The organism is Litoreibacter halocynthiae, from assembly GCF_004365635.1.
GTDB classification, from domain to species: domain Bacteria; phylum Pseudomonadota; class Alphaproteobacteria; order Rhodobacterales; family Rhodobacteraceae; genus Litoreibacter; species Litoreibacter halocynthiae.
The window spans coordinates 696,911-717,524 of record NZ_SOBH01000001.1; the positions used below are offsets into that span (position 1 = coordinate 696,911).

The following is a 20,614-nucleotide window of genomic DNA, read 5'->3' on the forward strand; positions in this document are numbered from 1 at the left end:
GGGAGGGTGCGTATCATGGGTAAGGGATTGCCTGTTTTGACAGTCGTCGCGGCCATGTTCGCCCTGTGGTATGCGGCTGTTCCCTTCATGAACGTGAAAGAGACGCTGACAGGTTTGGAGCGGGCAGGGGCTGTCGTCACCCCCGATAACCCGATCGAGCGCCGCGATTTATCCTCATTCGGTTTGGTCTTTGGTAACAGCTTTGCCATTCCAGCGACTTATGCACAGGATCGGCCACGCCTGCCTGCCCCCCACCAAGTGGCACAGGATTTATGGGAAACGACGGTCCTGAAGAATGTCTCGTCAAAACGCTCATTGGTGTATCACGGCTGGATCACGCTGAGTGCCACACTTCTAGGTTTTGCGATCGGCACCGCTGCAGGGATCCTGCTGGCCGTCGGGATCGTTCACAATCGGGCCATGGACATGAGCGTTATGCCGTGGGCCATCGCGTCCCAAACGATCCCTATCCTCGCCATTGCGCCGATGATCATCGTCGTTTTGAATTCGATCGGCATTCAAGGGCTAATCCCGAAAGCCATCATCTCGGCCTACTTAAGTTTTTTTCCTGTCGTTGTTGGCATGGTCAAAGGCCTGCGGGCGCCCGATGCTATGCAGCTTGACCTGCTCAAGACCTATAACGCGTCGCAAAACCAAGGGTTCTGGAAATTACGGCTCCCTGCGTCGATGCCCTACCTGTTTGCGTCCTTGAAGATTGGTGTCGCAGCGGCCTTGGTCGGGGCCATTGTCGCGGAACTGCCTGCGGGCGGTGCGCGCGGGCTGGGCGGGCGCATGCTCACCGGCAGCTACTACGGGCAAATGGTGCAAATTTGGTCGGCTCTGGTCCTCGCGGCAGCTCTTGCAGCGGCTTTGGTTCTGTTAATCGGGATTGCCCAAAGGCTCACGCTGAAGAGGATGGGCCTGTCATGATGCTGGTCGTGCTTGCCTTGCTCATTTGGATGTCCATGTGGGTGCTAAATGTCCGGCTCGCGACAGGCGAGAATGCGAACACCCGCACCATCGGGCTTTCGGTTCCTGCCATTTTTGGCCTCACTATCCTTGTTGTGTGGGAGCTTTTGGTCCGTGGTCTGGATGTACCGTTGGTTATTTTGCCTGCCCCGAGCCATGTTCTTGCAACTTTCTTCAGCGAGTTACCGACGCTCTGGCTTGACCTGCAACAGACATTCCTCAAAGGCGCGTTGAGCGGATATATTATCGGCTGCGGTGCCGCATTCCTGACGGCCATACTGGTTGATCGGTACGACTTTTTGAAACGCGGATTACTGCCTGTCGGTAACTTCGTGGCGGCGCTGCCGATTGTTGGCACGGCGCCGATCCTTGTCATGTGGTTCGGGTTCGACTGGCAGTCCAAGGCGGCAGTTGTCGTCGTCATGGTGTTTTTCCCGATGCTGGTGAACACGGTCGCAGGGTTGCAGGAGACCACCGCCATGCAACGCGACCTGATGCGTACCTATGGCGCGGGGTACTGGCCGAGCCTCACCAAGCTGCGCTTGCCAGCAGCGATGCCGTTCATTTTTAACGGGCTCAAAATTTCGACAACGCTGGCACTTATTGGCGCGATCGTTGCCGAATTCTTCGGCTCACCTACCATGGGGATGGGCTTTCGCATCTCGACCTCGGTCGGCCAGCTTGCGCTGGATATGGTCTGGGCAGAGATTGTGGTCGCGGCCCTTGCCGGGTCGGCCTTTTACGGCGTCGTTGCGCTGGTCGAAAAATCGGTGACCTTCTGGCACCCGTCACAACGGAAATAACGTATAACAAGAGTATCAACCTGGAGGAGAAACAAATGAAACAACTACTGATGACCGCCGCGGCCTTGGCCATGGCGACGACAGCCCATGCAGCCGATGAGGTGAAACTGCAGCTTAAGTGGGTCACGCAAGCCCAGTTCGCAGGCTACTATGTCGCCAAGGATAAGGGCTTTTACGACGAAGAAAACTTGGACGTCGACGTCATGGCGGGGGGACCTGATATTGCACCTGCCCAAGTGCTTGCAGGCGGCGGGGCGGACGTCATGCTGGACTGGTTGCCATCGGCGCTGTCAGCCCGCGAAAAGGGGCTGCCACTTGTCAATATCGCGCAGCCGTTCAAGACCTCTGGCCTGATGCTGACCTGCTGGAAAGACACGGGCATCACCGGCCCGCAAGATTTCAAGGGTCGCACAATTGGTGTTTGGTTCTTCGGCAACGAGTATCCGTTCCTGAGCTGGATGTCCCAAGAGGGCATTTCTACCGATGGCGGCGAGGATGGGGTGACCGTTCTCAAACAGGGCTTCAACGTGGATCCGCTGCTGCAACGCCAAGCCGATTGCATCTCCACCATGACCTATAACGAATTCGGTCAGGTGCTGGATGCGGGCGTGTCCGAAGACGAGCTGGTGACCTTCAAATACGAGGATCAGGGCGTCGCAACCCTGGAGGACGGCATTTATGTGCTTGAGGACAACCTCAATGATCCTGCCTTCAAAGACAAAATGGTGCGTTTCGTGCGTGCCTCGATGAAGGGTTGGAAATACGCTGAGGAAAATCCTGACGAGGCCGCAGAGATTGTGTTGGAGAATGACGAATCCGGCGCGCAGACCGAGGCGCACCAGCAGCGCATGATGCGCGAGATTGCCAAGCTGACCGCAGGCTCCAACGGGGCGCTGGACGAGGCGGATTACGAACGCACGGTGGCAACGCTGCTTGCCGGTGGCTCTGATCCGGTGATCACCAAAACACCGGAAGGGGCTTGGACTGCTGAAATCACGGACGAAGCTTTGAAGTAATCAACTAACGAGATGGGCGTTTTGCGCCCGTCTCGATCCTTGGAAGTTCAGCCCCCAATCCCCTCGAACGTCACTGCCGCACCCAACGCGCTTGCCAGGATCGGCGAGACGATCGCCACGATCTTTTTGAAGGCCTCCAGCGACGCGATCCTGTTGATGTCGAACCCCATGACCTGCGCGCCAACCTCGGGGCTTCCATGGGCAGCCACCGCGTCGTGGAACCGCTCGATACGCACCATCAGGATCAGGCTCACGGGCATATAATAGCTCAGGATGAGCACCGAATAGCTGACCCCGCGGTAGAGCGAGATCGCGTTGACCAGTTCCGCATGACGCGCGCGCAAATCGGGGTCGGCAATCATCGGTCCGGGCCACTTCATCCAGGACAGGACCAGCACCATCCCCACGCTCAGCAAAATACCGGAGCAATAGAGGTATCTGGTCGATGCGTCTTGCGCGCGGCGTAGGATTTCAGCCTCTGCGGCCAAGCCTTCGCGGCTCAGAAGATGCGGGCCCTGCGGGCGGGCAAGCGCCAGAACCATTCCGGCAATAACGGCAGCTGCGGCGAGGGACGTGATGTGGTTCGCCTTGTCGAGCAAAAATTCCATCCCGTGAAAGGCGCCTTCATCGTCGCAAACAAGAGACGTCTCGCACGCCCTGAGCCATCCGGGACTCAGGGCGTCGACGAAGAGGGTTTTGCCCAGCAGTTCATAGGCTTCAAAACTGCCCATCCATGCGGGCTCTAGCGTGTTGAACACCATCGTGAACGCGACAACGGCGACCAATCCCAGCAATATGCGGACAGCAGATCTCGGGCTGTGTTGGGACCAAAGTTCCGAAAAGAAGACCGCAATGAAAATCACGCAGACGGCAAAGTAGAAAAACCATGCCGACAGGAAACGATAACGGGACGTCAGTTCCAGCAACGGGGCAGGGGTGACTGTCACCGTCTCCGGCAGCACCAACGCGCTGTTGCCAAAGTTGCCCAGAATATATTCAGAGGCCAGCAGCACAAATGCCGGCAACGCAAGGATGCCAAGATGCTTGGGCGCGATAACCAAACGGCCGCGGGGCCGCAGGCGGGGTGGAATGATCCCCATGGGGATGCCCCCTGTCTAAAATGGGCGCAGGAAAAGGTCTGCGCGCGTTTGAAAAGCAATAAAATTGTTATCAGATTGCGCTTAGACAGGGCGTTGGGTCAAGTGTGGCGCTTATCCCTTTCGGTTTGCGGGATGCAGCGAGGACGACAGGATGTGGTCTGAATCGTGCACAACCGCTTCGGCCTGATGGTAGATTTTCGGGTCCGGCGGGGTCGCAACGCTGTCATCCTTGTCAGGGTAGTCAAGTTGCCACAGGAAGTGCTTGATACAAGCAAGCCGCGCACGCTTCTTGTCGTTCGAGCGGATAACAGTCCATGGCGCATCTGCCGTATCAGTATAGAAAAACATCGCCTCCTTCGCCTCGGTGTAGTCGTCCCATTTGTCCAAGCTGGCACGATCAATGGGGGACAGCTTCCAGCGTTTCAGCGGGTCGGTCTCACGTGACGCGAAGCGACGCTTCTGCTCTTCCTGCGTGACCGAAAACCAGTATTTGAACAGCTTGATTCCGCTGCGGGTTAGCATGCGTTCGAATTCAGGGGTCTGGCGCATGAATTCAAGATACTCGGTTGGCGCACAGAAATTCATCACCCGTTCAACCCCTGCACGGTTGTACCATGACCGGTCATACAGCACCATTTCGCCAGCCGTCGGCAAATGCTTCACATAGCGTTGGAAGAACCACTGGCCGCGTTCTTCGTCGGTGGGCTTGTTCAAGGCCACCACACGCGCCGCACGCGGGTTTAAGTGTTCGGTGAAGCGTTTGATCGTGCCGCCTTTGCCTGCCGCATCACGCCCTTCGAACAGCAAAACGAACTTCTGTCCGGTTTCCTGAACCCAGTGCTGGACCTTCAGCAACTCCACCTGCAACGCGGCCTTTTCGGCCTCGTAAGGCGCGCGGCCCAGCTTCTTGGCATAGGGGTACTCCCCTTGCTCGAACCCGGTGATGGTATCATGGGCTGGTTTGAGTGCTGTCGGTGTGGCGTTTGCTTTTGATGTGGTCATATGGGCCTTCGGGTGTTGGAATGAAAAGGGCTGCTTGCTCAGCGCGCAAACCTTAACAAAACATGACTTAAACTGCCTTGACCTGAATCAAGATCACTCCGCAAAACCACTTGCTGCCCAAGGAGTTGCGGCCTAGCGTCCTCGCATGACATCATTGGTTTTCTTTGCCGTTCTGACGGCCGCCTTGCTGCATGCCGTTTGGAACGCTTTGGTAAAAAGTGGGTCTGACAAGCGGTTGAATATGGCAGCCGTGGTGATCGGTCATTTGCCAATTGCCGTGCCCATGCTGGCCTTTGTGCCCGCGCCGGACCCGGCGTCCTATCCTTATCTTTTTGCAGGTATAGCCCTGCATTTTGGCTATCAGTGTTTTTTACTTGAGTCCTACAGAATTGGGGACCTGACACAGATCTATCCCATCGCCCGTGGGGTCGCTCCATTGCTGGTAGCCGTCGTGTCGCTGGTGTTCCTTGGGGTAGACCTATCTAGCATGGAAATCCTGGCGGTGGTCACCATCGCTGCAGGGATACTGAGCATCTCCTTGGTGCGGGGGGCAGATGGCTTGCGCAACGGTCGTGCAACGGCCATGGCGCTGACCACGGGTTGCTTTATCGCCAGCTATTCCATTGTGGACGGTTTGGGCGCGCGCGTAGCGGGAACGGCGCTTGGGTTCTACGCGTGGCTGGGCATCGCCAACGCGGTCCTCTTTGTTGTCTTCATGGCGGTGACAACGCCTCAGGTCCTGCGTGACCTTCCAATCAAGGGGAAGAAGATATTCTTTGTTGGCGGCTCGGCCTCGTTTGTCGCGTTTAGTCTTGTGATGTGGGCGTTTACCCAAGCACCCATCGCGCTTGTGACGGCACTGCGCGAGATATCTATTATCTTCGCGCTTTTGATCGGAGTGCTCCTGATGGGCGAGCGCCTCAGCCTTGGCAAGGTTGTCTCGACCATGATCACGCTGCTTGGTGTTGTCTTGCTGCGCGCGACACGGTCTTGAGCGGCCAGATAGCCGGAATGTGATCAATCGGGTCAACGCGTCGCGGCTGGATTGCTTGACCTTCCTTCACGCTTGCGCGCATTTAGATCAAACCCTCTAGACAGGCTGGCCCATGATCCCTGAACTCGGACAATTCGCCCTTTCCTTGGCCCTGATCGCCGCATTAGTGCAAAGCGTGCTGCCGATGATGGGGGCCGCGCGGGGGAACGCGTTGTGGATGCGCTCCGCTCAGGCCAGCGCACTCGCACAGTTCGCGCTCATCGCCTTTGCGTTTGCAGCCTTGATGCGCAGCTACATTGTCTCTGATTTTACTGTGGTGAACGTGGTCAATAACTCGCATTCGCTAAAGCCGATGATCTACAAAGTTGCGGGCACTTGGGGCAACCACGAGGGCTCGTTGTTGCTTTGGGTCTTCATCCTCGCAGGTTTTGGCGCGGCGGTGGCGTTTTTCGGGCGCAATATCCCCGAGGCGTTGAAGGCCCGCACGCTCTCTGTGCAGGCGTGGATTTCCGTGGGCTTCATCAGCTTCATGCTGTTCACTTCGAACCCGTTCACACGGATATTTCCGCCCCCTTTGGACGGCAATGACCTGAATCCGCTGCTGCAAGATATCGGCCTCGCGATCCACCCGCCTTTGCTTTACGTCGGCTATGTCGGTTTCTCCATCGTGTTCTCCTTCGCCGTCGCCGCCCTGATCGAAGGGCGCGTGGACCCTGCATGGGCGCGTTGGGTGCGCCCATGGACTTTGGCCGCTTGGACCGCACTGTCCGCCGGTATCGGGCTTGGTTCTTGGTGGGCTTATTACGAGCTTGGCTGGGGTGGCTGGTGGTTCTGGGACCCTGTCGAGAACGTCTCCTTCATGCCGTGGCTGCTGGGTACAGCACTTCTGCATTCTGCCATCGTGACCGAGAAGCGGGACACCTTCAAAAGCTGGACCATCCTGCTGGCGATCCTGACCTTCTCGCTGTCGCTGCTTGGCACATTCATCGTGCGCTCCGGTCTGCTGACCTCGGTCCACGCCTTTGCGGTCGACCCCGAGCGTGGCGTCTATATCCTTGGCCTTCTGTTTGTCTCTATCGGTGGCTCACTGGCGCTCTTCGCATGGCGCGCCCCTTCGATGGAAGGTGGCGGATTGTTTGCGCCCATCTCCCGCGAGGCAGGGTTACTCATTAACAACCTGTTGCTGGCCACGGCCACGGCGACTGTGCTGTTCGGCACGCTCTACCCGTTGTTCCTTGAGGCTGTCACCGGCGACAAAATCTCCGTCGGGCCACCGTTCTTCAACGCCGGTTTCATCCCGATCATGCTGCCATTGCTGCTGGTCATGGGCATTGGCCCGTTCCTGTCATGGAAACGGGCGGATATCGGCGGCGTGCTGTCCCGCCTGAAACTGGCCTTCGCCATCGCGGTCATCGCGGCCTTGGTCGTCTGGTATATCACCACGGGCGGCCCGGTTCTTGCGATCATCGCCATGGGTGTGTCGGTCTGGCTTTTGGTTGCAACGGCACAGGAATGGATCAAACGCGTGAAGCTGTTCCAGCCCGGCGCCGTGGCGCGCATCCGCCGCCAGCCCCGTGCGTCCCACGGTATGACCTTGGCGCATCTGGGCGTGGCAATCTTGGCGATGGGCGCGACGGGGTCGTCGGCTTGGAAAGAGGACATCGTCACCTTCGCCAGCCCCGGCACGCAGGTCGAGATCGCAGGCTTCGAGCTGACATTTGAAGGCATCGAGCGCCAGCAAGGCCCGAACTACATCGCGCAAGTCGCCACCTTGAACGTGACCCGGAACGGTGATTTTGTCACCAAACTGTATCCAGAGCGCAGGGACTATCCGGTAGCAGGCTCGTCCACGACTGAAAGCTCGATCCGTCAAACCTTGGCGGGAGATCTCTATACCTCCATCGCGCAACCTGCGGCTGAGGGCGCAAAGGGCAAATGGACGTTGCGCATACTCTACGAGCCACTGGTCAACTTCCTGTGGATCGGCACCGTGTTCCTTGTGCTGGGGGGCGGGTTGTCCCTGTCGGATCGTCGGCTTCGCGTCGGTGCGCCACGCAAATCCAAAGCCGCGCCGGTTGGCGCAACACCGGCGGAGTAATCAGATGAAACGGCTACTCTTCGCGCTGCCATTGTTGGTGGCCCTGATCATCGGCGGCTTTGCCATCTGGGGACTGTCCGGTGGACGCGACCCGTCGGCACTGCCTTCCGTGTTGATCTCGCAACCTGTCCCACAGCTTGACCTTGGGCCAATCGAGGGCGTCGACCGTCCCGGCCTGACGACTGCCGACATTACCAAGATGGAGGGCATCAAACTGCTCAACGTCTTCGCTTCGTGGTGCGCGCCGTGCCGTGCCGAACATCCCAACCTGACCCGCCTTGGGCAGGAGGAGGGGCTGACCCTCATCGGCATCAATTACAAAGATAAACCCGAAGCCGCCGCCACGTGGTTGGAAGAACTGGGCAATCCATACACAGCCCTCGGCTCCGACTACGCGGGGCGGGCGGGCATTGATCTGGGCATTTCCGGCGTGCCGGAGACGTTCATCATCGACGCCGATGGCATCATCCGCCACCGGTTCGCGGGGCCTGTTGTGGGCGATGGTCTCAAACGGTTCATGGACGCTTTGGACGAGGTGCGCAAATGATCCGCGCGTGCCTTTTTGCGCTTGCCCTGCTGGCATCCCCTGCTTTCGCCGTGGAACCGGACGAGGTATTATCGGACCCTGCGCTGGAAGAACGCGCCCGTGCAATCTCGGCAAATGTGCGCTGCGTGGTGTGCCAGAACGAGCCGATAGACAGCTCCAATGCAGGCGTGGCGCGTGACCTTAGGGTACTGATCCGCGAGCGGCTCGTGACAGGCGATACCGATCAGGAAATCTATGATTTCCTTGTGCTGCGCTATGGCGATTTTGTCCTGTTTAAGCCGCCCTTCAAGCCTTCGACCTATGCGCTTTGGCTAGGACCATTCGCCATCCTGTTCATTGGGGGCCTCGCCGTCGCGATTTCGCTGTCGCGTCGCCCGCGCAGACCCGCAACCAAAGACACCCACTTGAGCGCCGAAGAGGAAACCGAATTGGCCAAGCTCATGGAAGAGGACAAATCCCTATGATCTTTTGGGTTTCCGCAGCCGCACTTGCGCTGCTGACGATGCTTGCATTTCTATGGCCGCTTTTGCGCCGCAACGAAGGGGCTATGGACCGCGCAGACGGGGCGATTGCCATTTTCCGCGACCAGTTGGGTGAAGTCGATCGCGATGCGGAGCGCGGGATCATATCCGGCGTCGAAGCCGAGGCGGCGCGCACCGAAATCAAACGCCGGATGATCGCTGCCGACAAAGGGCGCGGTCCGGTCGATAGTGGTGGTTTGTCAGGGCGCAAGCTGCTGATCGCTTGCGCTTTGCTCACGCCATTGGGCGGGGCCGCGCTTTACACGCAGCTTGGCGCACCGACGATCCCGTCCATACCGTTTACCGAACGGGCTGCCGAGCTGACCGAGGCTCAAAACCTCGACAAGCTGACGACGCAGCTGCGCACCAAGCTGGAAAGCGAACCTGATGGCGGCGAGACCCGTGGCTGGGAGTTGCTGGCGACAACCTATGGCAATATGGGGCGTTACGGCGATGCCGCCTACGCCTATTCGCGCATTGTGGAGCGTGACGGGGCCACATCGGCCACGTGGTCGCAATACGCTGAAGCCTTGATCTCTGCGGAGAACGGAACGGTCACCAAGACTGCCGAGGAGGCGATCGCACGCTCTATTGCCTTGGACCCGCTAAACCCTGCGGGCACCTATTATAACGCCGTCGCTTTGGGGCAGGCTGGACAGACAGAGCAAGCGCGCCAGTCGCTTCTGGACCGTCTGGCGCTGGAGACCGCTCCGGCGCCTTGGATGCCGTTCTACCTGCGCGAAATCAACCGTCTGGGCGACTTGTTGGGGCTGGAGCCTGCCACATTGCCGGACTTCCCCGACGCACCGCGCGGCCCGTCGGCCGCCGATGTCGATGCTGCGTCGGAAATGTCTGCCGAAGACCGTCAGGAATTCGTGCGCACAATGGTCGGTAATCTTGCCGAGCGGATGAAAGACGAGCCTGACAACCTGCAAGGCTGGCTACAACTGGCCCGCGCTTACGGTGTATTGGGCGAAGGCGACAACGCCCGCGCCGCCTATGAGAGCGCCAAGGCATTGACCGACAAGCTGCCCGAAGACGATCCGCGCCGCGTGACGGTGGAGCAGGGGCTGGCGGCGCTCGGAAACTAAAGACGGGCGGCGGCCAAGGCCTCCATCACCGCATCGGTGCTCAGAAACTCCGGCAGGGCGATGCCCTTGGGGGCCTCAGGGCCGTAGACGATGTTGAACGGGATGCCGAAGCGGCCGTTTTCCTGCAGGTAGGCCAGTATGACGGGGTCTGGCTGGGTCCAGTCGCCTCGCATAGCGGTAACCCCGTCCGAGGTCAGCAGACTTGCCACCGGATCGCGGTCCAGAACTCGCGCCTTGTTGGCCTTGCAGGTCAGGCACCACGACGCGGTGATGTCGACGAACACGACCTTGCCTTTGGCGACGTGCTCCTCGATTGTGGTTTCATCGAACGCCGCCCAATCCGCGCTTTGCACAATCGCTTGCGGTGCAGGGCGCAGCACGACAGGTACCATCACCGCCGCCACAACAAACAGCGCAGGGATCAAGCTGCCTAACTGCCTTTGGCGCAAGGTTTTCATCGCCAGTAATGCTGCGGCGAGCAAGCCAAGCACTGTCAGCACAACACCCCAACCCGCAACAAGCGCCATGACCGATGCAAGCCAGATCGCGGTCAGCGCCAGCAGGGCCGCCATGACCCATTTGACCCGCACCATCCATGGGCCGGGTTTCGGCAACGCCTGCACAAGAGACGGGCGCAAGGCGACGGCGATATAAGGCGTGGCCAATCCAAGTCCGAGCGCAGTGAAGATCACCATTGCCTCAAACCCGCTGCCAGCCAGCGCGAATGTCACTGCGGTGCCAAGGAAAGGTGCAGAGCACGGGGTCGCCAGCACGGCCGCAAGCGCGCCCGTCGCGAAATCGCCTAACAGGCCCGGACCATGTTCCAGCCGCGCCATGGAGGTGTTCAGGCGCTGTGGAAGGGTAATTTCGAACAGTCCCGCCATATTGGCCGCAAAGGCCGAGATAAGCGCAATCATGATGCCAAGGAACACAGGGTTCTGAAACTGCACCCCCCAACCGATTTGCCCGCCGCCTGCGCGTATCGTTAGCAACACTGACGCCAACGCCCACATGAAGGCTAATACGCCAAGCGCCGAGACAAGGAAGCCCGTGCGGATGCGGCCAGCGCTCTGGTCGCTGGATTTCAAGGCCGAGGCGAATTTGATGGTCAAAACGGGCAGCACGCAGGGCATGATGTTCAGGATCAAGCCACCCAAAAGTGCAATCAGCGCGATGGACCACAGGCTCGCTGCGGTTCCCCGAGACAGCAGCGGTTCGTCATTTGGGGTCTCGGCAATGAAGCTGGCCGCGCGTCTGCCATCCGACAGTGTGACCTCGAACGGCTCCAGCGTTGGCGGAGCGGACAGGATCGGCAAGGTCGCGACCAGCGATGTCCGGTCTGCGGATATGTCGAACAAAGGCGCGCCAAATGCCGCGTCCAGCCCCATATTGGCGAACACCTGAAGAGCGCTGCCGAACGCCTCATCGCTGTCGACTGCAACTTGCAATTCGGTCTGGTCAGGCGACACCCAAAAACGGGCGTTGCTCATGGCCGCATCTTCCAGCGAGGCCGGAACCAGTGCCGCAGCACGCGCAATTTCAGCGGCGGCATCGGCATCAATGCCGCCTTCCCCCTGCAAAAGCGTTAACGACAGATCAAACGTCTCGGGGATGCACAACTCTGCGCATACCAGCACATTTGCCGACATGTTGACGACCACGGCCCCGCCTGCTTCCTCCAGCATTAACTGAATGGGAAAGGTAACTCCCTTGGCGTAGCCGTAGTTTTCAATCTCGAAAGCTTCGAACCGCGTCGGGGCGGGGAACAACAACTCTGCGCCTGCGATGTTGGAGGAACCCTCCCAATCCAGTTCCGGCGGATAACCCACGGCACCCGGTGCTTCCCAGTAGGTTTTCCAACCGTCAGCAAGCTCGATCTGCAACGCTGCCGATACTGTTCCCGCATCGGGCGTTACCGCATTTTCCGCTGTAAGCAGGCGCGCGGTCAGTTGATCGCTTTGATACGCCAGTGATGACGCGGCAAGGGCAGGGGACAAAGCTGCGGACAGCCAGATCACGATAAGGGTGGCCAAAATTCTCATGGCTTGTTGGTCCTCCGAAAGGGGCGGCAAAGGCAAGTGCTTTTGCCGCTGTGTCACCGCCTCGTGATTGCCATGTGTTTGACAATCGCGGCGTCGCACATCACGGTCGCGTCAACTTTTCCGGCTGCCAAGGAGCTTGCCCAATGATCCGTTTTGCCACCTCGACTGCTCTTGCGCTTTGCCTTGTCGCAACCTCAGCTTCCGCAGAAGACCTAAGCCGTGCCCAGATGCAGGAACTGGTGCTGGAAACCATCCGCGAAAATCCGGAAATCGTCATGGAAGCACTGCAAACCCTGCAAGCGCGCAAAGAGGAGGCCGATGCCGCACAAGCGCAATCGGTACTGTCGGCCAATCGCGCCGTGTTGGAGCGCGATCCCAACGCGCCTGTGCTGGGCAATCCTGATGGCGACGTCACCGTGGTCGAGTTCTTTGACTATAATTGCGGTTATTGCCGGCGCACCTTCGATGACGTTCACGCGCTGATCCGCGACGACACCAATGTGCGTGTGGTGATGCGCGAATGGCCAATCCTTGGTGAAGAAAGTGTGTACGCAGCACGCGCAGCCCTCGCCTCGCGCAGCCAGGGCAAATACGAAGCGTTCCACAATGCGCTGATGCGCAACGAGGGCCGTGCCAACGAGGCCAGCGTCATCCGCATCGCCGAAGAGCTTGGGATGGATATCGAGCAACTCAAGCAAGACATGGATGCACCAGAGGTTGTGGCCCATATCCAGACCAGCATGCAGCTGACCCGTGCGCTGGACCTCAACGGCACACCTGCCTTTATCTTCGGTGACCAGATAGCACCCGGCGCGATTGAGCTGGACCAGATGAAAGACCTTGTCGCCCAAATCCGCGACGCGGGCTAACCCTTCAATTGCCTCCCCACATTTTTGGGGTTCCATTGGGATTTTGTAACGGCCTAGTGTCGGGGGAATTCAGCGAACCATAAGGCGAAGGGGGCGGGCGCATGGCGAGGATTGCGATCAACGGGTTGGGGCGCATCGGGCGCTCCATTCTACGTTTGTTAACAACCACATCTGCGGGTGACGGCTTTGAAATCGTAGCTCTCAACGACATCGCGCGACCGGAACTCTGTGCCTATTTATTGAAACATGACAGCGTCTTTGGCCCGTTCCCGGGGGACGTCAGCTATGACAAAGAGTCTCTGACGATCAACGGCGCGCGCTATCCGTTGACTGACAATCCCGACCTGTCCCAAATTGACCTCAACGGCGTTGATCTGGTCCTCGAATGCACTGGCAAGTCCACAACGCGGGAATTTGCCGAGCGCGGGTTGCGTGCGGGGGCGGGGCGGGTACTGATCTCCGGCCCGTGTCCGACCGCCGATCAAACTGTGGTGCTGGGGGCCAATGATGACGCCTTGGCCGATCAGGCCATCATTTCCTGCGCGTCCTGCACCACCAATGCTTTGGCACCCTTGGCGCGGGTGATCGACGACGCTTTCGGGCTGGTCACCGCCCATATGACGACGATCCACTGCTACACGGGGTCGCAGCCTACGGTCGATGCCCCGCGCGGCGATCTGGTGCGCTCGCGCGCCGCCGCGCTGTCGATGGTGCCGACCACGACCTCCGCAGGAAAACTCACCGATCTGGTATTGCCCGATCTGGCGGGGCGGATATTCGCGACTTCGGTGCGGGTTCCGACGGCGTCAGTGTCGGCAATCGACATGAGCTTTCAGGCGCAAACGCCTTTCAGCGAAAAGAAAATCAATGATGTCTTGATTGCCGCAAAAGGGGCAATCATCGGGACCACGGACGAACCACTGGTGTCCTCCGATCTGCGCGCGCGGCCTGAAAGCATCGTCATGGCGCTGCCGGAGACCCATGTCACCCAGTCCGGTGGCATGGCGCGGGTGTTCGGCTGGTACGACAACGAATGGGGTTTCTCCAACCGCATGATCGACCTCACCCGGCGCATGACAAAGATGTGAGTTTCTGGCACGCCAGCAACCTGTTAGTCGGTCCCAAACAGTAACAAAAGCCAGAGGCCCGAAACCTATGAGCATCAAGCATTCCCGTCGTCTCTTCCTTGCTACCGCTTCGGCGGCCTTGGTCACGCCTGCGCTGTTGCGGGCGCAGTCTGTCGAAACGCCTGTCGATGAGCTGGACGTCCCGCAAACGCCTCAAGGCGTGCGCCGCAACGCATCAAGCTTCCAATACCAGCAATGGCAAGACCATTTTGACACGCTGGGCGTCGCCACAGTCGTGGCCGACACCACGTCGCGCGCGCTGCATTACTGGAATTCCGACGGCTCCGATTACCGCGTTTTCGCGACCTCGGTGCCCCGTCGCGAGGATCTGACCAAGCGCGGTTATACCAAGATCGTGCGCAAACGGGTTGGGCCTGACTGGACGCCAACCGCGAACATGATCGCTGAAAACCCGGACCTGTCCTATATGCCGCCGGGCCCCGGTAACCCGCTTGGCACCCATGCGATGTATCTGAGCTGGCCTGCCTATCTGATCCACGGCACCCATGACACACGCAAGATCGGGCGCCGCTCGTCTTCCGGTTGCATCGGTCTATATAACGAACAGATCGCACAGCTTTTCGAGCTGTGCCCCGTCGGCACGCAAGTCCGCGTGATCTGACAAGAAACGGGCGGTGGCGTAGGTGCACACCGCCCGTTTTGTATTTGCAACTCGGGTCAGGCCTCGGTGATCAGCGTGCTGATCTCGGCCACTTTCTCGGCCAGCAGCGCGCGGTCGCCGCGTGTTTCCACGTTCAGGCGCAGCAGCGCTTCGGTGTTGGACTGGCGCAGGTTCACCCGCCACTCCCCGTAATCCAGTGACAGCCCGTCCAGACGGTCAACGCCCTTTGCATCCGGCAAATAGGTCGCCTCGAACGCATCAATCGCAGGTTGCTTGTCGGCAAGCTTGAAGTTGATCTCCCCCGAGGACGGGAACCGCGCCTGCATATCGGCGACAAGTTCAGACAGCTTCTTGCCGGACGTGCTCATATGTTCGATCAGCAAGATCCACGGGATCATCCCGCTGTCGCAATACATGAAATCGCGGAAATAGTGGTGCGCCGACATCTCGCCGCCATAGACCGCGTCCACCTCGCGCATCTTCGCTTTGATGTGGGAGTGGCCCGATTGGGACACCACGGCCTCGCCGCCGCCCGCTTCCACCAGATCAAGCAGCGCCCAGATCACCCGCGGGTCATGGATAATTTTCGCGCCCGCATGTTTGCCAAGAAACGCGCCGGCCAGAAGGCCCACGACATATTCGCCATCAATGAAGGCTCCGGTTTCGTCAAAGAAAAAGCAGCGGTCGAAATCGCCGTCCCAAGCCACTCCCATATCCGCACCCTCGGAAAGCACCAGTTCGGCAGTCTGTGCGCGGTTTTCTTCCAGCAGGGGGTTCGGGATGCCATTGGGGAACGTGCTGTCAGGGGTGAGATGTTGGCGCACAAAGTCAACCGGCGCGCCGAGCTTGTCTGCGATCACGTCAAAGGCGGGGCCAGCCACGCCATTGCCTGCATTGACCACGACTTTCATGGGCCGCCATGTCGAGACGTCCGCAAACCCCACCACGCGGTCGGCATAGGCGTCCCGAGAGTTGCGTTGCTCCAACGTGCCGCGGGTTTTGACAGGGCCAAAGTCGCCCGCTTCCACCAAGGCTTGTATCTCGCCCAAACCATCCGCCGAAGAAATAGGCCGCGAGCCCGCCCGCACCATCTTGATGCCGTTATAGTCGATGGGGTTGTGCGATGCGGTGACCATCAGCCCACCACCGGCCTCATAGTGCGACGTGGCGAAATACACTTCCTCGGTGCCGCACAGACCAATGTCGATGACGTCGACACCTTCATCACGAAGCCCCTCAGCCAATTGCCCGGCAAGCGCTCTAGAGGTCGGCCGAATGTCATACCCGATCACCACTGTTTCCGGTTCAATGGAGCGCGCAAAGCCCCGTCCGATGCCGTAGCAGATGTCTTCGTTCAACTCGTCGCCCAAGCGACCACGCACATCGTAGCTTTTGAAACAGGTCAGGGTGCTCATAATTTTGCCTCGCATTGTTGCCCATAGCCTTAACCTGAAGCCTGCGTTGCTCCAAGGGGGCACCGCAGCAAAAAGGCCCCGCTGTTTCCAACGGGGCCGTTTCACAACTTCATTTGGTATGCCTAGCTCTTTGGAAGCGAGCCTTCACCATGACCTGCCATGCCGCCGGATACCTCTTCTGTGGCCTCGCCTGTCAGCTCTTCCGGCAGGATCAGGTTCAGCACGATGGCAATCAGCGCTGCAGGCAGCAGGCCGGATGTCATCAGGATGCGCAGCGTGTCAGGCAGGTATTGCACCGCCTTCGGGTCAAGCTGCAACCCAAGGCCCACCGACAGGGCAATCGCGAAGATCACCATGTTGCGGCGGTTCCAGTTGACGTCCGACAGCATCGAGATACCGGCGGCCACAACCATGCCAAACATCACGATCACACCGCCGCCCAAGACCTCGATCGGGATGGTGCGGATCACCGCGCCAACTTTCGGGATCAAGCCACAGATGATCAGGAAGATCGCGCCGATGGTCACAACATGGCGGCTCATCACACCGGTCATGGCGATCAGGCCCACGTTCTGGCTGAACGAGGTGTTCGGGAAGCCGCCAAAGACGCCGGCAACCGCAGAACCGATACCGTCCGCGTAGGTCGCACCAGTGATTTCTTCCTCAGTCGCTTCACGACCCGCGCCACCTTTGGTGATGCCCGAGACGTCGCCCACGGTCTCAACCGCTGACACGAAGGCCATCAGGCAGAAGCCGATGATCGCAGCAAAGCTCATCTCGAAGCCGTATTTGAACGGCATCGGGAAGGCGACAGGCGCCGCACGGCCCCAGCTGGTGGCGATGCCTTCAAGGGTCACCATGCCGACGGTCATGGCATAGAGGTAGCCCACGAAGATGCCGATCACGACCGCAGACACGGCCAGCATGCCCTTGGCGTAGAACTTCAGCGCCAAGGTCACGAAGACCACCACCAGTGCGGCGGACCAGTTCAACAGCGAGCCATATTCCGGCTTGTCGATGGCAGGAACGCCACCGGCAGCGTATTGGATGCCCACTTTGACCAGAGCCAGACCGATCATTGTCACCACAAGACCTGTCACCAAAGGTGGCAGGGCGAAGCGGATTTTGCCGATGAATGTCGCGATAAGCGTGTGGAACAGGCCACCAATGATGACGCCGCCAAACAAGGCAGGCAGAGCTTCAACACCTTTGCCGGCAACAAGCGGGATCATGATCGGGATGAACGCAAACGATGTGCCTTGAACGATTGGCAGACGCGCGCCAACTGGGCCAAAACCGATGGTCTGGAACAATGTGGCGATGCCGGCAAACAGCATCGACATCTGGATCAGGTAGGTCATGTCAGGGAAACCCTGCGCGCCTGCGTCCGAGCCAAAACCGAAGCCGGCGGCGCCGGCAATGATGATGGCAGGTGTCACGTTCGAGACGAACATGGCCAGCACGTGCTGGATGCCAAGTGGAATCGCTTTCGCGAGAGCCGGTGTGTAGTTCGGATCGCGCAGTTGTTCTGCGGTCCCTAGTGAATTATCAGCCATGACGTTCTCCCCGTTCGACTGTTTCTTTGGCCACACTGGATAGTGTGACCGCTCTATGGCGCGTTACCCGCGCTCTATCAGGACCGGTTCTTCCAGCCTGTATTCTTCTAAATTCGCCCCGTCACCAATCCGGTCGACAACGGCAAATAGCCCTGGCGCATGAAGGGGTGTCAAAACCCCGTGCCACGTGCCCTTGTGAAAATTGATGGCTTGCCCGGCAGCGCTCAAAAACGCGGCAACATCGCCGGGCCTGTCACCCAGATCCTCCGCGACGATGACCAGAAACGGATCAAAGCTCATCGGTATGAACGCCTGCGAGCCTTGTGGGTGACGCTCCAGCAGCGTCAACTCATAGGGCAGCGCGCGCGGTTGCGCCTGAAACAGGCTGACGCCCGCGTGGCCATCTTCAAAGTCCAATGCGGCACGGTCATGGAACCGCCCGCACAGGCCCTCGTTGATTATTTTGTCAGGGTTGCCCGCGCAGTCCAGCACATCGCCATAGGGCGCAAAGGCGTCAGCCGTCAAAGGCTGGGTGCGGATCACCATGGCAGCTTCGCGTGACGGTTCACGTCCTTATACAACAGATAGCGGAATGGCCCGTCGCCTGTGGCACGGCAGGCTTGCGGGCAGAACGCGCGCAGCCACATGAAATCGCCGGGGCCGACCGAGACCCAATCGCGGTTCAGCAGGTATTCGGCTGTCCCTTCTATGACATAAAGCCCGTGTTCCATCACATGCGTTTCCTCGAACGGGATCAATCCGCCCGGTTGAAACGTCACAATGTTGAAATGCATGTCGTGGCGCAAATCCGTCGGCTCGACGAAGCGGGTCGTGGCCCATGCGCCGTTGGTGTCGGGCATAGCGATTGGTGCGGTTTCGGCGTCCGAGGTCACGAAGGCCTCAGGTGAGGGGATGCCGTCGACAGCTTCGTAGCGCTTGCGGATCCAGTGAAATGTCGCCTTCTTGTCGCTGCGGTTGTGAAGCGTCCAACCTTGACCCGCAGGCAGGTAGGCATAGCCGCCTTCCTTCAACACATGGGTGCCAGCGCTGTTTTTCAGCTCGACTTGCCCCTCGACCACAAACAGCACCGCTTCGGCGTCCGGGTTGTCTTCTGGCCGGTCAGAGCCGCCGCCCGCGCTGACTTCCATGATGTATTGCGAAAAGGTTTCCGCAAAGCCCGACAGCGGGCGGGCGATGATCCATGCGCGCGACTTGTCCCAATGCGGAATGAAGCTCGTCACGATATCGCGCATCACGCCAGCCGGCATAAACGCATAGGCTTCCGTGAAAACTGCCGTTCCGGTTAAGTCATCTGCTTGCGACGGCAGGCCTGCGGGTGGGATGGCATAACTCATGGCAATAATTCCTGTAGGCGTAGTTGCGCGATTCGCTCAACCTGTCTGCAGGCCTCGACAAATTCGGTTTCACTATCGTTGTTGATGCGGCTGTGGAAGGCCGCGAGGATGCTGGCTTTGTTGTTGTCACGAACCGCAATAATGAATGGAAATCCGTGCTTTGCAACGTATTCTTCATTCAGGTCGGTAAAGGCTTGGCGTTCCTCGTCAGTCAGGGAATCCAGCCCCGCGCTCGCTTGCTCGGTAGTGCTTTCCGCCGTCAACCGTTTGGCGGCCGCGAGCTTTCCTGCAAGATCAGGGTGTGCGTCCAACACTTCCAGCCGCTCCGTCGGGCTGGCCGCACGGAAAACACGTGCCATGGCATTCCAAAGACCTTCCGCGCTGTCATGCGCAGGGCCGAGTTCCAGATCCCATGCGCGCTCGGCAACCCATGGAGAGTGCTCGAAGATGCTGCCGTAAGTATTTATAAACGTGACTTTATCCATCATCGTCGGGCGGGTTGCAGGGGTCGGCGGGTGCTCTGCCATCCAATGCTGCGCGATCTGTTCGCGGGTGGCGAACCACACGCCCTCATGCCCGTTCACATACGTCAAAAAGCGCTTCAGCGCCTGCACACGGCCCGGACGCCCGATCAAGCGGCAGTGCAGCCCGATCGACAGCATTTTCGGTGCGCCGTCACTGCCTTCTTCGTACAGCGCATCAAAGCTGTCGCGCAGATAGGCCTCGAATTGATCGCCCGAGTTGAACCCTTGCGGCGTGGCAAAGCGCATGTCGTTGCAATCGAGCGTATAAGGTACCACCAGCTGGTCGCGACCGTCATAGCGCACGTAATAGGGCAGATCATCGGCATAGCTGTCTGCCACATAGTCGAAACCGCCATGCTCGGTCACCAGTCGCACGGTGTTCTCCGAGCAGCGGCCCGTGTACCACCCGCGCGGGGCCTCGCCGACAGCCTCGGTATGCAGCTTTACGGCGGCGTCCATGTCCGCGCGCTCGTCTTCTGGCGCGTAATCTTTATATTCGATCCATTTCAGTCCGTGTGAGGCAATTTCCCAGCCCGCGTCTTTCATAGCCGCGACCTGCTCGGGGGAGCGCGCAAGCGCCGTGGCAACGCCGTAAACCGTGATCGGCAGGTCTTTCAAAAGCCGGTGCAACCGCCAAAAACCGGCGCGGGCGCCATATTCGTAGATTGATTCCATATTCCAGTGGCGCTGATCCGGCCATGCTGCGGCCCCAACAATCTCGGATAGGAACGCCTCGGATGCGGCGTCGCCATGCAGGACGCAATTCTCGCCACCCTCTTCATAATTAACGACAATTTGCACAGCAATCTTCGCGCCATTGGGCCAGTTGGCGTTTGGTGGGGTAGGCCCGTGGCCTCGCAAATCTCGTGTGTATCGCATGATGGTCATCCTTTGTTACCTTATGGCTACATCATCTTAATCTTTTCGTATTTCAAATTTAATTTGAAAGACTGTTCCGCAAGA

At 59.2% G+C, this 20,614-nt stretch carries 19 protein-coding genes; 11 read left to right on the plus strand and 8 right to left on the minus strand.

Annotation, left to right across the window (positions count from 1 at the left end; genetic code table 11):
* The first annotated feature begins 15 nt into the window (after positions 1-15).
* From BDE40_RS03490 to BDE40_RS03500, 3 genes are read left to right on the plus strand one after another with little or no spacing between them, the layout of a single operon-like run.
* Positions 16-930, plus strand: coding sequence for an ABC transporter permease (locus BDE40_RS03490; RefSeq protein ID WP_134012859.1), 915 nt, complete (start codon positions 16-18; stop codon positions 928-930).
* Positions 927-1,772 (plus strand): ABC transporter permease, encoded by an 846-nt coding sequence (locus BDE40_RS03495; RefSeq protein WP_134012861.1) that lies wholly within the window; start codon positions 927-929, stop codon positions 1,770-1,772. The genes BDE40_RS03490 and BDE40_RS03495 overlap by 4 nt, the downstream gene beginning before the upstream one ends.
* A gap of 35 nt (positions 1,773-1,807) precedes the next feature.
* Entirely contained in the window at positions 1,808-2,788 is a 981-nt protein-coding gene (locus tag BDE40_RS03500; protein WP_134012863.1) for an ABC transporter substrate-binding protein, read from the plus strand.
* A gap of 47 nt (positions 2,789-2,835) precedes the next feature.
* Here BDE40_RS03500 and BDE40_RS03505 read toward each other — a convergent pair whose 3' ends face one another.
* Together BDE40_RS03505 and ppk2 are read right to left on the minus strand one after the other, a co-directional pair.
* On the minus strand, positions 2,836-3,888 hold the full coding sequence (locus BDE40_RS03505) for a hypothetical protein (protein ID WP_134012865.1): 1,053 nt from the start codon (positions 3,886-3,888) through the stop codon (positions 2,836-2,838).
* A gap of 111 nt (positions 3,889-3,999) precedes the next feature.
* Positions 4,000-4,890 carry a polyphosphate kinase 2 gene (gene ppk2 / locus BDE40_RS03510; protein ID WP_134012867.1) on the minus strand — a complete coding sequence of 297 codons (891 nt, stop codon included), beginning with the start codon at positions 4,888-4,890 and terminating at the stop codon, positions 4,000-4,002.
* 145 nt (positions 4,891-5,035) lie between these two features.
* On the opposite strand from ppk2, the gene BDE40_RS03515 reads away from it, so the two are divergent.
* The 5 genes from BDE40_RS03515 (at position 5,036) to ccmI (ending at position 10,141) form a co-directional block, all read left to right on the plus strand.
* Positions 5,036-5,884: a DMT family transporter gene (locus BDE40_RS03515; RefSeq protein ID WP_134012869.1), complete on the plus strand. Its 849-nt coding sequence runs from the start codon at positions 5,036-5,038 to the stop codon at positions 5,882-5,884.
* Between the two features lie 112 nt (positions 5,885-5,996).
* A complete protein-coding gene (locus BDE40_RS03520; protein WP_134012871.1) occupies positions 5,997-7,982 on the plus strand; it encodes a heme lyase CcmF/NrfE family subunit in 1,986 nt (661 codons plus the stop codon).
* Positions 7,983-7,986: 4 nt separating this feature from the next.
* Positions 7,987-8,529, plus strand: a complete 543-nt coding sequence (locus tag BDE40_RS03525) for a DsbE family thiol:disulfide interchange protein (protein ID WP_134012873.1) — start codon at positions 7,987-7,989, stop codon at positions 8,527-8,529.
* Positions 8,526-8,993 carry a cytochrome c-type biogenesis protein gene (locus BDE40_RS03530; protein WP_134012875.1) on the plus strand — a complete coding sequence of 156 codons (468 nt, stop codon included), beginning with the start codon at positions 8,526-8,528 and terminating at the stop codon, positions 8,991-8,993. The genes BDE40_RS03525 and BDE40_RS03530 overlap by 4 nt, the downstream gene beginning before the upstream one ends.
* Positions 8,990-10,141, plus strand: coding sequence for a c-type cytochrome biogenesis protein CcmI (gene ccmI / locus BDE40_RS03535; RefSeq protein WP_134012877.1), 1,152 nt, complete (start codon positions 8,990-8,992; stop codon positions 10,139-10,141). The genes BDE40_RS03530 and ccmI overlap by 4 nt, the downstream gene beginning before the upstream one ends.
* Here the strand turns inward: ccmI and BDE40_RS03540 are convergent.
* Positions 10,138-12,183 carry a protein-disulfide reductase DsbD family protein gene (locus BDE40_RS03540; RefSeq protein ID WP_134012879.1) on the minus strand — a complete coding sequence of 682 codons (2,046 nt, stop codon included), beginning with the start codon at positions 12,181-12,183 and terminating at the stop codon, positions 10,138-10,140. The two genes, ccmI and BDE40_RS03540, sit on opposite strands and share 4 nt — an antisense overlap.
* A 143-nt stretch (positions 12,184-12,326) precedes the next feature.
* On the opposite strand from BDE40_RS03540, the gene BDE40_RS03545 reads away from it, so the two are divergent.
* The 3 genes from BDE40_RS03545 to BDE40_RS03555 all read left to right on the plus strand — a co-directional run bounded on the left by BDE40_RS03545 (position 12,327) and on the right by BDE40_RS03555 (position 14,801).
* Positions 12,327-13,052 (plus strand): DsbA family protein, encoded by a 726-nt coding sequence (locus tag BDE40_RS03545; RefSeq protein ID WP_134012881.1) that lies wholly within the window; start codon positions 12,327-12,329, stop codon positions 13,050-13,052.
* Between the two features lie 101 nt (positions 13,053-13,153).
* Positions 13,154-14,140 carry a type I glyceraldehyde-3-phosphate dehydrogenase gene (locus BDE40_RS03550; protein WP_134012883.1) on the plus strand — a complete coding sequence of 329 codons (987 nt, stop codon included), beginning with the start codon at positions 13,154-13,156 and terminating at the stop codon, positions 14,138-14,140.
* Positions 14,141-14,207: 67 nt separating this feature from the next.
* Positions 14,208-14,801 (plus strand): L,D-transpeptidase, encoded by a 594-nt coding sequence (locus tag BDE40_RS03555; protein WP_134012885.1) that lies wholly within the window; start codon positions 14,208-14,210, stop codon positions 14,799-14,801.
* A gap of 56 nt (positions 14,802-14,857) precedes the next feature.
* Here BDE40_RS03555 and BDE40_RS03560 read toward each other — a convergent pair whose 3' ends face one another.
* The 5 genes from BDE40_RS03560 to puuE form a co-directional block, all read right to left on the minus strand.
* Positions 14,858-16,216 carry a phosphohexomutase domain-containing protein gene (locus tag BDE40_RS03560; RefSeq protein ID WP_134012887.1) on the minus strand — a complete coding sequence of 453 codons (1,359 nt, stop codon included), beginning with the start codon at positions 16,214-16,216 and terminating at the stop codon, positions 14,858-14,860.
* A gap of 122 nt (positions 16,217-16,338) precedes the next feature.
* Entirely contained in the window at positions 16,339-17,772 is a 1,434-nt protein-coding gene (locus BDE40_RS03565) for a nucleobase:cation symporter-2 family protein (protein ID WP_134012889.1), read from the minus strand.
* A 63-nt stretch (positions 17,773-17,835) separates the two neighbouring features.
* Positions 17,836-18,318: an ureidoglycolate lyase gene (locus BDE40_RS03570; protein WP_134012891.1), complete on the minus strand. Its 483-nt coding sequence runs from the start codon at positions 18,316-18,318 to the stop codon at positions 17,836-17,838.
* Positions 18,312-19,127, minus strand: a complete 816-nt coding sequence (locus BDE40_RS03575; RefSeq protein WP_134012893.1) for a bifunctional allantoicase/(S)-ureidoglycine aminohydrolase — start codon at positions 19,125-19,127, stop codon at positions 18,312-18,314. Before BDE40_RS03575 ends, BDE40_RS03570 begins: the two co-directional genes overlap by 7 nt.
* Complete coding sequence (gene puuE, locus BDE40_RS03580) at positions 19,124-20,539, minus strand: allantoinase PuuE (RefSeq protein WP_134012895.1); 1,416 nt, start codon at positions 20,537-20,539, stop codon at positions 19,124-19,126. Before puuE ends, BDE40_RS03575 begins: the two co-directional genes overlap by 4 nt.
* Between the last annotated feature and the right edge of the window lie 75 nt (positions 20,540-20,614).

Excerpts from the sequence above, each read along its gene's own strand:
- BDE40_RS03490 (WP_134012859.1), top strand. The coding sequence starts at position 16 with ATGGGTAAGGGATTGCCTGTTTTGACAGTCGTCGCGGCCATGTTCGCC.
- BDE40_RS03495 (WP_134012861.1), top strand. The coding sequence starts at position 927 with ATGATGCTGGTCGTGCTTGCCTTGCTCATTTGGATGTCCATGTGGGTG.
- BDE40_RS03500 (WP_134012863.1), top strand. The coding sequence starts at position 1,808 with ATGAAACAACTACTGATGACCGCCGCGGCCTTGGCCATGGCGACGACA.
- BDE40_RS03505 (WP_134012865.1), bottom strand. The coding sequence starts at position 3,888 with ATGGGGATCATTCCACCCCGCCTGCGGCCCCGCGGCCGTTTGGTTATC.
- ppk2 (WP_134012867.1), bottom strand. The coding sequence starts at position 4,890 with ATGACCACATCAAAAGCAAACGCCACACCGACAGCACTCAAACCAGCC.
- BDE40_RS03515 (WP_134012869.1), top strand. The coding sequence starts at position 5,036 with ATGACATCATTGGTTTTCTTTGCCGTTCTGACGGCCGCCTTGCTGCAT.
- BDE40_RS03520 (WP_134012871.1), top strand. The coding sequence starts at position 5,997 with ATGATCCCTGAACTCGGACAATTCGCCCTTTCCTTGGCCCTGATCGCC.
- BDE40_RS03525 (WP_134012873.1), top strand. The coding sequence starts at position 7,987 with ATGAAACGGCTACTCTTCGCGCTGCCATTGTTGGTGGCCCTGATCATC.
- BDE40_RS03530 (WP_134012875.1), top strand. The coding sequence starts at position 8,526 with ATGATCCGCGCGTGCCTTTTTGCGCTTGCCCTGCTGGCATCCCCTGCT.
- ccmI (WP_134012877.1), top strand. The coding sequence starts at position 8,990 with ATGATCTTTTGGGTTTCCGCAGCCGCACTTGCGCTGCTGACGATGCTT.
- BDE40_RS03540 (WP_134012879.1), bottom strand. The coding sequence starts at position 12,183 with ATGAGAATTTTGGCCACCCTTATCGTGATCTGGCTGTCCGCAGCTTTG.
- BDE40_RS03545 (WP_134012881.1), top strand. The coding sequence starts at position 12,327 with ATGATCCGTTTTGCCACCTCGACTGCTCTTGCGCTTTGCCTTGTCGCA.
- BDE40_RS03550 (WP_134012883.1), top strand. The coding sequence starts at position 13,154 with ATGGCGAGGATTGCGATCAACGGGTTGGGGCGCATCGGGCGCTCCATT.
- BDE40_RS03555 (WP_134012885.1), top strand. The coding sequence starts at position 14,208 with ATGAGCATCAAGCATTCCCGTCGTCTCTTCCTTGCTACCGCTTCGGCG.
- BDE40_RS03560 (WP_134012887.1), bottom strand. The coding sequence starts at position 16,216 with ATGAGCACCCTGACCTGTTTCAAAAGCTACGATGTGCGTGGTCGCTTG.
- BDE40_RS03565 (WP_134012889.1), bottom strand. The coding sequence starts at position 17,772 with ATGGCTGATAATTCACTAGGGACCGCAGAACAACTGCGCGATCCGAAC.
- BDE40_RS03570 (WP_134012891.1), bottom strand. The coding sequence starts at position 18,318 with ATGGTGATCCGCACCCAGCCTTTGACGGCTGACGCCTTTGCGCCCTAT.
- BDE40_RS03575 (WP_134012893.1), bottom strand. The coding sequence starts at position 19,127 with ATGAGTTATGCCATCCCACCCGCAGGCCTGCCGTCGCAAGCAGATGAC.
- puuE (WP_134012895.1), bottom strand. The coding sequence starts at position 20,539 with ATGACCATCATGCGATACACACGAGATTTGCGAGGCCACGGGCCTACC.